The sequence below is a fragment of the Enterobacter sp. CGMCC 5087 genome (assembly GCF_003144775.1).
GTDB lineage: Bacteria > Pseudomonadota > Gammaproteobacteria > Enterobacterales > Enterobacteriaceae > Enterobacter > Enterobacter cloacae_M.
The window spans coordinates 1-13,477 of record NZ_QFXN01000038.1; the positions used below are offsets into that span (position 1 = coordinate 1).

General features: G+C 56.8%; 13 protein-coding genes. 4 read left to right on the forward strand and 9 right to left on the reverse strand.

Translation table 11 applies throughout. From position 1 onward, the window contains the following. The 3 genes from DEO48_RS03515 to DEO48_RS03525 all read right to left on the reverse strand — a co-directional run. Positions 1-180: MetQ/NlpA family ABC transporter substrate-binding protein (locus DEO48_RS03515; RefSeq protein ID WP_258306055.1), on the reverse strand; the 180-nt coding region annotated here is incomplete at its 3' end. A gap of 27 nt (positions 181-207) precedes the next feature. Beyond that, entirely contained in the window at positions 208-876 is a 669-nt protein-coding gene (locus DEO48_RS03520) for a methionine ABC transporter permease (protein ID WP_008500617.1), read from the reverse strand. Further along, the gene (locus DEO48_RS03525; RefSeq protein WP_109844388.1) at positions 869-1,891 is read right to left on the reverse strand and encodes a methionine ABC transporter ATP-binding protein; all 1,023 of its coding nucleotides are present in this window, start codon (positions 1,889-1,891) and stop codon (positions 869-871) included. Before DEO48_RS03525 ends, DEO48_RS03520 begins: the two co-directional genes overlap by 8 nt. 400 nt (positions 1,892-2,291) lie before the next feature. On the opposite strand from DEO48_RS03525, the gene DEO48_RS03530 reads away from it, so the two are divergent. From DEO48_RS03530 to lpp, 4 genes are all read left to right on the forward strand, one after another. Next, on the forward strand, positions 2,292-3,662 hold the full coding sequence (locus tag DEO48_RS03530) for a cystathionine beta-synthase (RefSeq protein WP_109844389.1): 1,371 nt from the start codon (positions 2,292-2,294) through the stop codon (positions 3,660-3,662). An 11-nt stretch (positions 3,663-3,673) separates the two neighbouring features. After that, complete coding sequence (locus tag DEO48_RS03535) at positions 3,674-4,819, forward strand: PLP-dependent aspartate aminotransferase family protein (protein ID WP_109844390.1); 1,146 nt, start codon at positions 3,674-3,676, stop codon at positions 4,817-4,819. A gap of 377 nt (positions 4,820-5,196) precedes the next feature. Continuing rightward, complete coding sequence (gene pykF, locus DEO48_RS03545; RefSeq protein ID WP_023311333.1) at positions 5,197-6,618, forward strand: pyruvate kinase PykF; 1,422 nt, start codon at positions 5,197-5,199, stop codon at positions 6,616-6,618. Between the two features lie 309 nt (positions 6,619-6,927). Continuing rightward, positions 6,928-7,164 (forward strand): murein lipoprotein Lpp, encoded by a 237-nt coding sequence (gene lpp, locus DEO48_RS03550; protein WP_001082307.1) that lies wholly within the window; start codon positions 6,928-6,930, stop codon positions 7,162-7,164. A gap of 60 nt (positions 7,165-7,224) precedes the next feature. On the opposite strand, the gene DEO48_RS03555 is transcribed toward lpp, so the two are convergent. The 6 genes from DEO48_RS03555 to sufB all read right to left on the reverse strand — a co-directional run bounded on the left by DEO48_RS03555 (position 7,225) and on the right by sufB (position 13,476). Then, a complete protein-coding gene (locus DEO48_RS03555) occupies positions 7,225-8,238 on the reverse strand; it encodes a L,D-transpeptidase family protein (protein ID WP_109844391.1) in 1,014 nt (337 codons plus the stop codon). Positions 8,239-8,335: 97 nt separating this feature from the next. Continuing rightward, a complete protein-coding gene (gene sufE / locus DEO48_RS03560; RefSeq protein ID WP_023311331.1) occupies positions 8,336-8,752 on the reverse strand; it encodes a cysteine desulfuration protein SufE in 417 nt (138 codons plus the stop codon). Positions 8,753-8,766: 14 nt separating this feature from the next. After that, positions 8,767-9,987 (reverse strand): cysteine desulfurase SufS, encoded by a 1,221-nt coding sequence (gene sufS, locus DEO48_RS03565; RefSeq protein WP_109844392.1) that lies wholly within the window; start codon positions 9,985-9,987, stop codon positions 8,767-8,769. Then, positions 9,984-11,255, reverse strand: a complete 1,272-nt coding sequence (gene sufD, locus DEO48_RS03570) for a Fe-S cluster assembly protein SufD (RefSeq protein ID WP_109844393.1) — start codon at positions 11,253-11,255, stop codon at positions 9,984-9,986. Before sufD ends, sufS begins: the two co-directional genes overlap by 4 nt. Continuing rightward, positions 11,230-11,976, reverse strand: coding sequence for a Fe-S cluster assembly ATPase SufC (sufC, locus tag DEO48_RS03575; protein WP_014831592.1), 747 nt, complete (start codon positions 11,974-11,976; stop codon positions 11,230-11,232). Before sufC ends, sufD begins: the two co-directional genes overlap by 26 nt. Before the next feature lie 9 nt (positions 11,977-11,985). Continuing rightward, entirely contained in the window at positions 11,986-13,476 is a 1,491-nt protein-coding gene (gene sufB, locus DEO48_RS03580; protein WP_032657798.1) for a Fe-S cluster assembly protein SufB, read from the reverse strand. Between the last annotated feature and the right edge of the window lies 1 nt (position 13,477).

Consider the following 13,477-nt stretch of genomic DNA (forward strand, 5'->3'; position numbering starts at 1 on the left):
GTAGTCCTGGAACGGTTTGATCTCCAGGTCGATACCCTGCTTCGCCAGAATTGGCTTTGCCTGCTCCAGAATTTCGGCGTGCGGCGTGTTGGATGCGCCCACGGTCAGGGTGTCGGCCCAGGAGGCAAAGCTCAGGGCGCTCAGAGTTGCGGCGGCGATCAGTGTCAGTGTCTTTTTCATGATGTGGTTCCTGTGTGTTATTAGAGATTATCTTTTGTCTAACAGTGAAGTAATGACATCGCCGCAGAACTGGATAATGAAAACGATGATCAGAATGGTCACCGTTGCCACCAGCGTGACGTCACCATGGTTGCGCTGGAATCCTTCCAGATAAGCCAGATTTCCCAAACCACCGGCGCCAATCACCCCCGCCATTGCGCTGTAGCTCACCAGCGCAATCAGCGTCACCGTAATACCTGATACCAGTGCGGGTGATGATTCCGGCAGTAAAACCCGAAACACTAACGTGCTCAGTCGTGCGCCCATCGAGCGCGTTGCTTCGATGACGCCTTTATCCACTTCACGCAGGGCGATCTCCACCAGGCGTGCATAGAACGGTGCCGCGCCCACAATCAGCGCCGGCAGCGCCGCGTTGGCGCCAAGAATGGTGCCGACGACGGTCTTGGTGAACGGGATCAGCAGGACAATCAAAATGATGAACGGAATAGAGCGGAACACGTTCACCACAATCGAAATCACGCTGTAAACCGTGCGGTTATGGAACAGACCGCCGCGCGCGGTTAAAAACAGCGCCAGACCCAGCACGATGCCCAGCACAAAGGTCGCCACGCCGGACAGCGCGGTCATGTACAGCGTCTCAAGCGTCGCCGCCCAGAGCTGATCCCACTTGAGATGCGGAAAGAGATTCTCAGCCATGTTTAATCACCTCGCCTTCAATATCGCTGTGCTGCAGGTCGGCGAGGATATTGTTCAGTTGTTCGTCAGATGCCACGACGTGCACCCAGAGTTGACCAAACACGCCGTGAGCGGTTTGGGTCATTTTTCCGTGCAGGATGTTAAACGGCAGGCCGTAGCGCAGCGTCAGTTCGCCCACAATCGGCTTATGCGTGCTGTGCCCGGTAAAGGTCAGCCTGATGACCGTCCCTTCCAGATCGTTTGCCAGTTCGGTATTGAACGTTTCTTCTTCAGCGTACTGGCTCACCTGACGCACAAACTGCTGCGTAATCGGCTGCTGCGGATGGGTAAAGACGCTCAGCACGTCTCCCTCTTCCACCACCTTACCGTTCTCCATTACCGCCACGCGGTCGCAGATTTTGCGCACCACGTGCATCTCGTGCGTGATGAGCACGATGGTCAGCTTAAAGCGGCGGTTAATATCCAGCAGCAGATCGAGGATCTGATCGGTGGTCTGCGGGTCAAGCGCGGAGGTGGCTTCATCGCAGAGCAGCACATCCGGGCGATTAGCCAGCGCACGCGCAATACCCACGCGCTGCTTTTGACCACCGCTCAGCTGCGACGGATAGGCATGCTCGCGGCCTTTCAGGCCGACCAGCTCCACCAGCTCGGCGACGCGCGCCTTGATGCTGGCTTTTGGCACCCCGGCGATTTGCATCGAGAACGCAATATTCTCGCTGACCGTGCGCGACCACAGCAGGTTAAAGTGCTGAAACACCATGCTGATCTTCAGACGCGCCTGGCGCAGCGCTTCACCTTTTGCGGCAGAAATGTTCTGCCCGTTGATGGTTACGCTGCCGCTGCTCGGTTTTTCCAGCCCGTTGAGCAGGCGGATAAGCGTGCTTTTACCTGCGCCGCTGTAACCAATGATCCCGTATATCTGTCCCTGTGCTATCGTCAAATTGACGTTATCAACGGCTGTGAGTGCCACCTTTCCGTTGTCAAAAACCTTCGAAATATTGCTCAGTACAATCATTCTTATTCATTATCCGTGCCGCCCGTGGCGGTTTAGCAGTATGGATGTCCAAACGATAGTAAACAGCCGTTACCAGCTTTTAAATGAACAAAAAAGAATGTGTTATAACTTTCCGAAATAAACAGCGGATTTACCGGGTGGGAAGCATTTAGACCAATTTCAGCAATGATTATCTGCCGGATGCATATCTGCTGGCGGACGGGCGCAAAAAACGGTCATTTTTGCAGCATTTTATCCCGGTATAGCCATCCTCACATCCAGACAACTTTACGTCTTGCTGTCCTGACATCCAAAAATGGCATTTATATTCTTTTCTGTTCTAAAGAGCAGTGAATGGTTCTTTATTGCGAAAATTTCGCCGCTCTATCATCCCGTCATGACATCCAGAAAGGAAAACATCATGACGATTTACCACTCCGTCACCGAACTGATTGGCCGTACCCCGCTTATCCAGCTGCACAAGCTTGATACCGGCCCCTGCTCGCTGTTCCTGAAGCTGGAAAACCAGAATCCGGGCGGCTCTATTAAGGATCGCGTTGCGCTGTCGATGATTAACGAAGCGGAGCGTACCGGCCAGCTGCAGCCGGGCGGCACGATTATTGAGGCGACGGCGGGGAATACCGGTCTCGGCCTGGCCCTGATTGCCGCTCAGAAAGGCTACTCGCTGATCCTGGTGGTGCCAGACAAAATGAGCCGCGAGAAGATTTTCCACCTGCGCGCGCTGGGTGCCCAGGTGGTGCTGACCCGCTCCGACGTCAACAAGGGCCACCCAGCCTACTACCAGGATTACGCCCAGCGCCTGGCCAGTGAGCTGCCCGGCGCGTTTTACATCGACCAGTTCAACAACGAAGCCAACCCGCTGGCGCACCGCACCACCACGGCGCCGGAACTGTATGAACAGCTTGACGGCCGGATCGACGCCATCGTCGTGGGCGTCGGCTCAGGCGGCACGCTGGGCGGCCTGCAGGCGTGGTTCGCCGAGCACTCTCCGCATACTGAATTTGTCCTGGCAGACCCGGCCGGATCCGTTCTGGCCGACCAGGTGGAAACCGGACGCTACCACGACGCGGGCTCCTGGCTGGTTGAAGGTATTGGCGAAGACTTTATTCCGCCGCTGGCCCACATTGAAGGGGTGAATCGCGCCTGGCGCATCACCGACCGAGAGGCCTTCACCACCGCGCGCGATCTGCTGAAAACGGAAGGCATTCTGGCGGGCTCCTCCAGCGGCACGCTGCTGGCGGCCGCGCTGAAGTATTGCCAGGCGCAGACCGCGCCGAAACGCGTGGTGACCTTCGCCTGCGACAGCGGCAATAAGTATCTCTCGAAGATGTTTAACGACGACTGGATGCGACAGCAGGGGCTCATCACGCGCCCTCAGGCCGGCGACCTCTCCGACTACATCGCCCTGCGTCACGATGAAGGCGCCACCGTCACCGCGGCCCCGGACGACACGCTTTCCACCGTACTGGCACGCATGCGCCTGTATGACATCTCCCAGCTGCCGGTGCTGGAGAACGGCAAGGTGGTGGGCATTATCGACGAGTGGGATCTTCTGCGGCATATCGGCGGCGACGGCGACCGCTTCGCGCTTCCGGTGACGGCAGCCATGACGCGCCAGGTGGAGTTCCTTGATAAACACGCCCCGGATAGCGCCCTGAACGCCATCTTCGACCGCGGTCTGGTGGCAGTGATTAATGACAACGACCGTTTTCTCGGTCTGATTACGCGCAGCGACGTTCTGACCGCCTGGCGCAACCGTCTTCAGCAATAAAGGAATCGATGATGAAAAACCTGGCTACCCTGAGCGTACACAGCGGCGAGTTCAACGACCAGCACGGCGCCGTCATGCCGCCGATTTACGCCACCTCGACGTTTGCGCAACCGTCACCCGGCGAGCATACCGGCTATGAATATTCCCGCAGCGGCAACCCTACACGCCATGCGCTGGAAACCGCCATCGCCGAACTGGAAGGCGGCACGCGCGGCTACGCCTTCGCCTCCGGTCTGGCGGCCATCTCCACGGTGCTCGAACTGCTGGACAAAGACAGCCATATCGTCGCCATTGATGACGTTTACGGCGGGACGTACCGCCTGACTGAAAACGTGCGCAAGCGCAGCACCGGCCTGCAGGTCAGCTGGGTTAAACCGGACGACTTAGCCGGTCTTGAGGACGCCATCCGCCCGGATACCCGCATGGTGTGGGTCGAAACGCCAACCAATCCGCTGCTGAAGCTGGCGGATCTGGCGGCCATTGCGGCGATCGCCCGCCGTCATAACGTCATCAGCGTGGCGGACAACACCTTCGCGTCGCCGGTGATACACCGTCCGCTGGAGTCGGGTTTCGATATCGTGGTGCACTCCGCCACCAAATACCTGAACGGCCACTCTGACGTGGTGGCCGGGCTGGCGATTGTCGGGGACAACAGTGAACTGGCGGATAGGCTGGGCTATCTGCAAAACGCGGTAGGCGGCGTACTGGATCCGTTCAGCAGCTTCCTGACGCTGCGCGGTATTCGCACACTTGCGTTGAGGGTAGAAAAGCACAGCACCAACGCGCTGGCGATTGCGCAATGGCTGGATCAGCACCCTCTGGTCGAAAAGGTGTTCTATCCCGGCCTGGAATCGCATCCGCAATATCAGCTTGCCCGCACGCAGATGGCCCTGCCCGGTGGGATGATTTCAGTCGTGGTAAAAGGGGATGCGCAACGCGCCACCGAGGTGATTCGCAACCTGAAGCTGTTCACCCTCGCGGAAAGCCTCGGCGGTGTGGAAAGTCTGGTGAGCCAGCCTTACAGCATGACGCACGCCTCGATTCCGCTGGAGCAACGCCTGGCAAACGGCATTGTGCCGCAGCTTATCCGTCTGTCAGTCGGGATTGAAGATCCGAAAGACCTGATTGCCGATCTCAGCCTGGCGCTGCAAAAATAAGCAAAACGCGGCAGGTCAATCACCTGCCGTCATAAGTTGTCATCATGGCTTAACGCCTTGATAACAATATTATGTGAAACTGCACAGATTATTTCTGAAACACCGTTTCCATTTTCCTTTTATCTTAAAATCAGCGTATAATGCGCGCCTAATCCCTGGTGAATGGTTTCAGCGCTTGGAATACAAAAAACAACGTACAACTTCTCCCCTCCTTCGTTGGGCTGTCACTCAGGCACACTTTCTTCTGCACGCTCATTTGATGTCTCCTATCCTTAGTGCGTGTCATATACTCTTTTGCAACACAGGTTTGACTCCGCGGCGGTGCGCCCCCGGAGCGAGATTTCCATATCCTTCCCAACTTAAAGACTAAGACTGTCATGAAAAAGACGAAAATTGTTTGTACTATCGGCCCGAAAACCGAATCTGAAGAGATGCTGACCAAAATGCTGGACGCCGGCATGAACGTGATGCGTCTGAACTTCTCCCACGGTGATTACGCAGAACACGGTCAGCGTATCCAGAACTTGCGCAACGTGATGAGCAAGACCGGTAAAAAAGCTGCCATCCTGCTGGACACCAAAGGTCCAGAAATCCGTACCATCAAACTGGAAGGCGGTAACGACGTCTCTCTGAAAGCGGGCCAGACCTTCACCTTCACCACCGACAAATCCGTTGTTGGCAACAGCGAAATCGTTGCAGTGACCTATGAAGGCTTCACCAACGACCTGTCCGTCGGTAACACCGTGCTGGTAGACGATGGTCTGATCGGTATGGAAGTCACCGCTATCGAAGGCAACAAGGTTATCTGTAAAGTGCTGAACAACGGCGACCTGGGCGAAAACAAAGGCGTTAACCTGCCGGGCGTTTCTATCGCGCTGCCTGCGCTGGCTGAAAAAGACAAACAGGACCTGATCTTCGGTTGCGAACAAGGCGTTGACTTTGTTGCGGCCTCCTTCATCCGTAAGCGCTCAGACGTGGTTGAAATTCGTGAGCACCTGAAAGCGCACGGCGGCGAGAAGATCCAGATCATCTCCAAAATTGAAAACCAGGAAGGCCTGAACAACTTCGACGAAATCCTCGAAGCGTCTGACGGCATCATGGTTGCACGTGGCGACCTGGGCGTAGAAATCCCGGTCGAAGAAGTGATCTTCGCGCAGAAGATGATGATCGAGAAATGCGTGCGCGCGCGCAAAGTGGTTATCACCGCAACACAGATGCTGGACTCCATGATCAAAAACCCACGCCCAACCCGTGCAGAAGCAGGCGACGTGGCTAACGCCATCCTCGACGGTACTGATGCCGTTATGCTGTCTGGCGAATCCGCGAAGGGTAAATACCCGCTGGAAGCAGTGACCATCATGGCTACCATCTGCGAACGTACCGACCGCGTAATGAAAAGCCGTCTGGACTACAACAACGACAGCCGCAAGCTGCGCATCACCGAAGCGGTTTGCCGCGGTGCAGTAGAAACGGCTGAGAAGCTGGAAGCGCCGCTGATCGTGGTTGCCACTCAGGGCGGTAAATCAGCTCGCGCGGTGCGTAAATACTTCCCGGATGCGACTATCCTGGCACTGACCACCAACGAAACCACGGCTCGTCAGCTGGTGCTGAGCAAAGGCGTGATCCCTCACCTGGTGAAAGAGATCGCGTCTACGGATGATTTCTACCGTCTGGGTAAAGAAGTGGCGCTGGAGCTGGTGGATCGTGGTCTGGCACAGAAAGGTGACGTTGTGGTCATGGTTTCTGGCGCGCTGGTACCAAGCGGCACAACCAATACCGCATCTGTTCACGTGCTGTAATAATTCCCGAACGAATTAATTTGGATAAAAAGCGCCCTCCGGGCGCTTTTTTTATTCCTGGCATTAGCCAAAGTCATTCAAATTGCAAATCGGGTTTCTCTATTTAATTGCGATTTATCTAAGATGAATCCGATGATAAATGCCTTTTTTTCCTTAGATTTTTGCCCGAAAAGGGCCGATTCGATGCTTCTTTGAGCGAACGATCAAAAATAGGTGTATTCCCATCAAAAAAATATTCTCAACCCAAAAAACTTTGTGTAATACTTGTAACGCTACATGGAGATTAACTCAATCTAGAGGGTATTAATAATGAATCGTACTAAACTGGTACTGGGCGCGGTAATCCTGGGTTCTACTCTGCTGGCTGGTTGCTCCAGCAACGCTAAAATCGATCAGCTGTCTTCTGACGTTCAGACTCTGAACGCTAAAGTTGACCAGCTGAGCAACGACGTGAACGCAATGCGTTCCGACGTTCAGGCTGCTAAAGACGACGCAGCTCGCGCTAACCAGCGTCTGGACAACCAGGCTACTAAATACCGTAAGTAATAGTACCTGTTAATAAAATGGCGCACATTGTGCGCCATTTTTTTTGCCTGAGTCAAACGGCTACTGCGTCACCTTCTCCCCTTCATCTTCCGCTACCGCAGCAGACACCCGGCTGTTCTGCACCGACAATACGCTATTGCTGGCTGAAGGACCGCTCCCTGACGACACGATAACCGGGATGCCCGCACGACGTGCCAGGGCTTTCTCAATCAGCGCCTTATCGCTTCCAGCCTGAGAAACAAAGTTCGCAAAGTCGGCGGAGTGGGTAATGGGCGAGACCTGCGGGTTTTCTCCCTCAGCCTGCGCCAGCGGGCGATGGACTTCAATATAGCGTTTACCATCCGGCTCCACGGAGAACTTCACGGGTTCATTGATAATCTGTACCCGCGTGCCAACCCGCACCTGTTCGAACAGCGCTTTGATATCCGGGGCGTTCATCCGCATACAGCCGGAGCTGACCCGCAGGCCCACGCTGTCCGGCGCGCTGGTGCCGTGGATGAGATATTCCCCGTTGCCCACGCCTAAACGCAGTGCAAAGCGCCCCAGCGGGTTGTTTGGCCCGGCAGGTACCACCGGAGGCAATTTAATGCCCTGCTCCAGAGAGCGTGCTCTGATGCCCGGCGTGGGTGTCCAGGTGGGATTCGGGATCTTCTGGCTCACCCGCGTGGTCGTCACCGGCGTTTCCAGCCCCAGCTGTCCGATGCCGAGCGGGAAGACCTGAACGATATTTTCTCCCGACGGGAAGTAGTAGAGCCGCAGCTCAGCGAGGTTCACCACAATCCCCTCGCGCGGCGTGTCCGGCAGCAGCATCTGCGACGGAATGGTAATGACGGTTCCCGGCGCAGGGTTAACCGGCGCAATGGTATTGTTCGTTTCCAGAATCACCTGCGCCGCGGTATTAAACCGGCGGGCGATGGTCTGCAGCTTATTATCCCCTTCCTGTATCGTGTAGGTTTGATTTTGCCCAATCAGGCGACTGCCTGCGGGCGGCAACGGATAGTCCATCGCGCGGGCCGAATTAAGTGCGCCGAGCGAACTGAGGAGTAATAGAGTTATTAGAGACGCGCGCTTCATGCTGAGATTCCTTATTCACTGGCAGGACGCCAGAAAGCTGAAAAACCAGCGAGGCGGGAACCACCTCGCGAAACAGAATGAATGCTGTTCTGTAAGTCTAGCTAAGGATTGCAGCTTTGGCGCGGATCGCGCGAATCATCGCTTCCAGTCCCTGGGAACGAGACGGGGTGAGGTGTTGGGTCAGGGCCATTTTTTCAAACCACGGGCGGACATCAAACGCGACAATATCCTGCGCCGACATCCGGTGGTAAAGAATAAAGACGACCGCAATAAGCCCTTTTACAATGGCCGCATCGCTGTCGCCGTGCAGTGCTATCGTGCCGTCGTCAGACTGTTCCATCACAATCCACACCTGGCTCTGACAGCCCTGAATACTGTTTTCCGGGTTATGCGCCTCTTCACCGAGCGGCGGCAGACGCTGCCCCAGCTCGATGATATAAAGGTACTTCTCTTCCCAGTTTGCGCAACGCCCAAAGTTACGCAGCAATTTGTCTCTGTCCGGCAGTTCTGCCATCTTTTGCCTCTCCGTTAGCCCAGCAGCTGGTGAGTGCGCTTAAGCCCCGCCACCAGCCTGTCGACTTCTTCCGTTGTGTTGTACATCACCAGCGACGCGCGGCACATTGCCGGCACCTGGTAAAACGCCATCAGCGGCATGGCGCAGTGGTGCCCGGTACGGACCGCCACGCCGTAGTTATCGAGGAAACTGCCCACGTCATAGGCGTGATGTTTCCCGAGATTAAACGCGATCACCCCTTGCCGGTCGGCAGGCCCGTAGAGGGTCAGATCCGGCACGCTGGCAAGCTCGGCAAGCGCATAGTGCATCAGCAGCTGTTCGTACTCCTGAATGCTATCAAGGCCGATTGCGGAGACGTAGGAAACCGCCGCCCCCAGCCCGATAATCCCGCCGGTGTTGGGCGTACCCGCCTCAAAACGCCACGGCGCGCGCGCGTAGGTCGTGCCTTCGGTCAGGCTGACGGTGGCGATCATCGAGCCGCCCCCTTCCCACGGCGGCATCGCCTGCAGAATGTCTTCCTTCACGTAGAGCACGCCGATCCCGGTCGGCCCATAGAGCTTGTGGCCTGAGAAGACGTAGAAATCGCAGTCCAGCGCCTGAACGTCAACCGCGTGGTGCATTACCGCCTGGGCGCCGTCAATCAGCACCTTCGCGCCGGCCTGATGGGCTTTTTCGACAATCTCTGCCACCGGGTTTTCAGTCCCGAGCACGTTAGAGACTTGGGTGACCGCCACCAGCCGCGTGCGGTCATCCAGCAATGCGTCGAGCTGCTCGAGCTGCAGCGTCCCGTCAACGTTCAGCGGAATGACCCGCAATTGCGCGCCAACGCGCTCGCAGAGCATCTGCCACGGCACGATATTGGCGTGGTGCTCCATCTGGGTGATGATAATGTTATCCCCCGCGTGGACCTGCGCGTTGCCCCAGCTGTTGGCGACAAGGTTGATTCCTTCGGTGGTTCCGCGCACGAAGACCAGCTCCTCAGGCGATTTTGCATTGAGGAAGGCGGCAATTTGCGTGCGCACGTTTTCCATACGCTGGGTCGCCTCGGCGCTCAGGGTATGAATACCGCGATGCACGGCGGCGTAGCCGTGGCGATAAAACTCGGCTTCCGCATCCACGACCGGGTTCGGCTTCTGCGCGCTGGCCGCGCTGTCCAGATAGGCCAGAGGAAGACCGTTCACTTCACGGGTCAGAACCGGAAAATCTGCCCGCACTTTCTCGACGGGAAAACTCATGCTTCGCCTCCAGGCAGACGCTGACCGATACGCGCCAGCACCTGCTGTTTCAACTGACCATCGTTCAGCGCTTCCGTCAGTTCGGCGGCAAACGCATAGATAATCATTTTCTGCGCCGCCTGCTGGTCGATGCCGCGGGAACGCAGGTAGAACATCTGCTCGTCGTCGATGCGCCCGACCGTTGCACCGTGGCTGCACTTCACGTCGTCGGCGTAGATCTCCAGCTGCGGTTTGGTGTCCACCTCCGCCAGGCGCCCTAACAGCAGATTGTTGTTGGTCATCTGCCCGTCGGTTTTAATGGCGTGCTGCGCCACGTTAATCAGGCCGTTAAACACCGCGCGACCTCTGTCACTGACGATGGTTTTATGCAGCTGGCGGCTGTTGCAGTAGCCCTTGTTGTGCTCCAGCCAGGTGCGCGTGTCGCACACCTCTGATTTAACCGGCATCGCCAGGCTGTTGATGCGCAGCGTGGTGTTTTCACCGTTAAGCTGAGTACTGGTGTTGTGGCGCAGCACCGACCCGCCGAGCAGGAAGCTATGGCTGTAGGCTGCGGCATCTTGCCCAAGTAAAATGTCGTTATGGGCAAAGTGGTGGCTCTGCGGGTTCTCGAACGCCAGCTTGACGTGGTGAAGCTGGGCATTGGCCGCAACATTCATCGTCAAACGCGAGCCGGTAAAATGGCGCGTCTCGTTGAGGCTGACGTAATGTTCAATCACCGTGGCCTCCGCCCCCTCCGCCAGCTCAAGATGATGGCGATAGTGCGCGGTGTTGATTTCGTCGCCGTCCAGCCCCTGGGTGATGTGCATCAGCAGCAGCGGCTTTGCCGGACGCTGGTTACGCTTCACGCCGATATGCGTCACGCTGCGGGCCAGGCTCTCGGTCAGGTGCAGGAAAACCTCAGGCTGAACCGGGGCGCTCAGTGGCTGGCGATCGTCGTTTATCACAATCTCAAATCCGCTCCCCTGAAGGGCGTCGCTCAGCTCCGGACGGAACTCACCGTCGACAAACACCAGGCGCACGGCATCCACGTTTACGGCCAGCGCGTCACGCTGCGCCGGGGTGAGATCCGCCAGACGGGTCACGAACTCGGCGTTCAGCAGGCCATCAAGCGGGGTGTATTTCCAGTTCTCGTGCTTACGCGTCGGCAGGCCGAGGCGCAGCATCTGCTGAAGATGCTGCTGCGCCTGCTCGGAGCGCGTGCCGCCCTGGGCTTCAAACAGCCGGTGCCACTGCTGGAGCGCATTACTGCTGTTCGGTAAGCCAGCCATAGCCCTGCTCCTCCAGTTGTTTAACCAGCGTGAAATCTCCGGATTTCACAATACGCCCCTGGTAAAGCACATGGACGTAATCCGGCTTGATGTAGTCCAGAATGCGCTGGTAGTGGGTGACGATAATGAACGAACGCTTGCCGTCGCGCAGGGAATTCACCCCGTCAGCGACAATCTTCAGGGCGTCGATATCCAGACCGGAGTCGGTCTCATCCAGAATGCACAGCTCGGGCTCCAGCACGGCCATCTGCAGGATGTCGTTACGCTTTTTCTCGCCTCCGGAAAAGCCAACGTTAACCGAACGGGTCAGCAGATCTTCCGGCATTTTCAGCAGCTTGATTTTCTCTTCCATTAAATCCTGGAAGTCGAAGCGGTCGAGCGCCTCCAGGCCGCGATACTTGCGCACCGCATTCAGCGCCGTCTGCAGGAAGAACTGGTTGCTGACGCCCGGAATTTCGACCGGGTACTGGAAGGCCATGAAGATGCCCTCTCCCGCGCGGTCTTCCGGTGACATCTCCAGAAGATCTTTGCCGTTAAACTCGACCGAGCCGTGGGTTACCTCATAATCTTCGCGGCCCGCCAGCGTCGCAGAAAGCGTACTTTTCCCGGAACCGTTTGGCCCCATGATGGCGTGAACTTCACCCGGCTTAACGTCAAAATTGAGGCCACGCAGGATGGCTTTGTCTTCTACGCTAACCTGTAAATCTTTAATGCTTAACATGTGCTTTCCTTAACCGACGCTGTGTTCAAGACTAATGGCGAGGAGTTTCTGGGCTTCAACGGCAAATTCCAGCGGCAGTTCAGAGAACACGTCCTTACAGAAGCCGTTAACGATCATCGAGATGGCGTCTTCTTCGCTGATCCCCCGCTGCAGGCAGTAGAAGAGCTGATCTTCCCCAATCCGCGACGTCGTCGCCTCGTGTTCAAGCTGGGCCGTGTTGTTACGGCACTCGACGTACGGGAAGGTATGCGCCCCGCAGTCTGCGCCAATCAGCATTGAGTCACACTGGGTAAAGTTTCGCGCATTGGTGGCCGTCGGCATGATTTTCACCAGCCCGCGATAGCTGTTCTGGCTATGCCCGGCAGAGATCCCTTTCGAGATGATGGTCGATTTGGTGTTTTTACCAATGTGGATCATCTTGGTGCCGGTATCGGCCTGCTGGTGGCCGCTGGTCAGCGCCACGGAGTAAAACTCACCGATGGAATTATCCCCGCGCAGGATGCAGCTCGGGTATTTCCAGGTGATGGCAGAGCCGGTTTCAGACTGGGTCCACGACATCTTGCTGTTTTCGCCTTCGCACAGCGCGCGCTTGGTGACGAAGTTCAGGATACCGCCGGTATTGCCGTCGCCCGGGAACCAGTTTTGTACCGTGGAGTATTTCACCTCGGCATCTTTGTGGATGATGACCTCCACCACCGCCGCATGCAGCTGGTAGCTGTCGCGGACCGGGGCGGAGCACCCTTCTATATAGCTGACGTAGCTGCCTTCATCCGCGACCAGAATCGTGCGTTCGAACTGGCCGGTTTTTTCGGCGTTGATACGGAAATAAGTCGACAGCTCCATCGGGCAGCGCACGCCTTTCGGCACATAGATAAAGGTGCCGTCAGAGGCTACCGCCGCGTTGAGCGCCGCAAAGAAGTTGTCGTTAGAGGGCACCACGGTCCCAATGTACTTTTTCACCAGTTCCGGATGATCGTGAATCGCTTCGCCGAAGGAGCAAAAAATGATCCCCTGCTCTGCCAGCTTCTCGCGGTAGGTGGTCGCCACCGAGACGGAGTCGAAAATGGCGTCCACCGCCACCTCTTTCCCTTCGCGAACAGGCACGCCAAGCTGGTTAAAGGCCTCTTCCACCTCTTTGCTGAGGAAGCTGTTTTCAGCGCCAGTTTGCTGCACCGCGCCGGGCTGCGAGGCGCAGGTATCGTCACAGCTGCCGCAGGAGGGCGCAGAATAGTAGCTGTAATCCTGATAGTTCAGCTTGTCGTAGTGCGCTTTCAGCCAGTGCGGCTCTTCCATCTCCAGCCAGGCGCGGAAGGCGCTCAGGCGGAACTCCAGCATCCACTCGGGCTCGTTACGTTTCGCCGAGATCGCCCGCACGACATCTTCGTTAATGCCTTTCGCCAGCTCATCGGTCTGCAGCTGGGTGAAGAACCCCTCTTTATAGTTGAGGTGCCCACCGCTCCAGGTATTTACATCACTCGTTGCTTCAGTATTACGAGACATA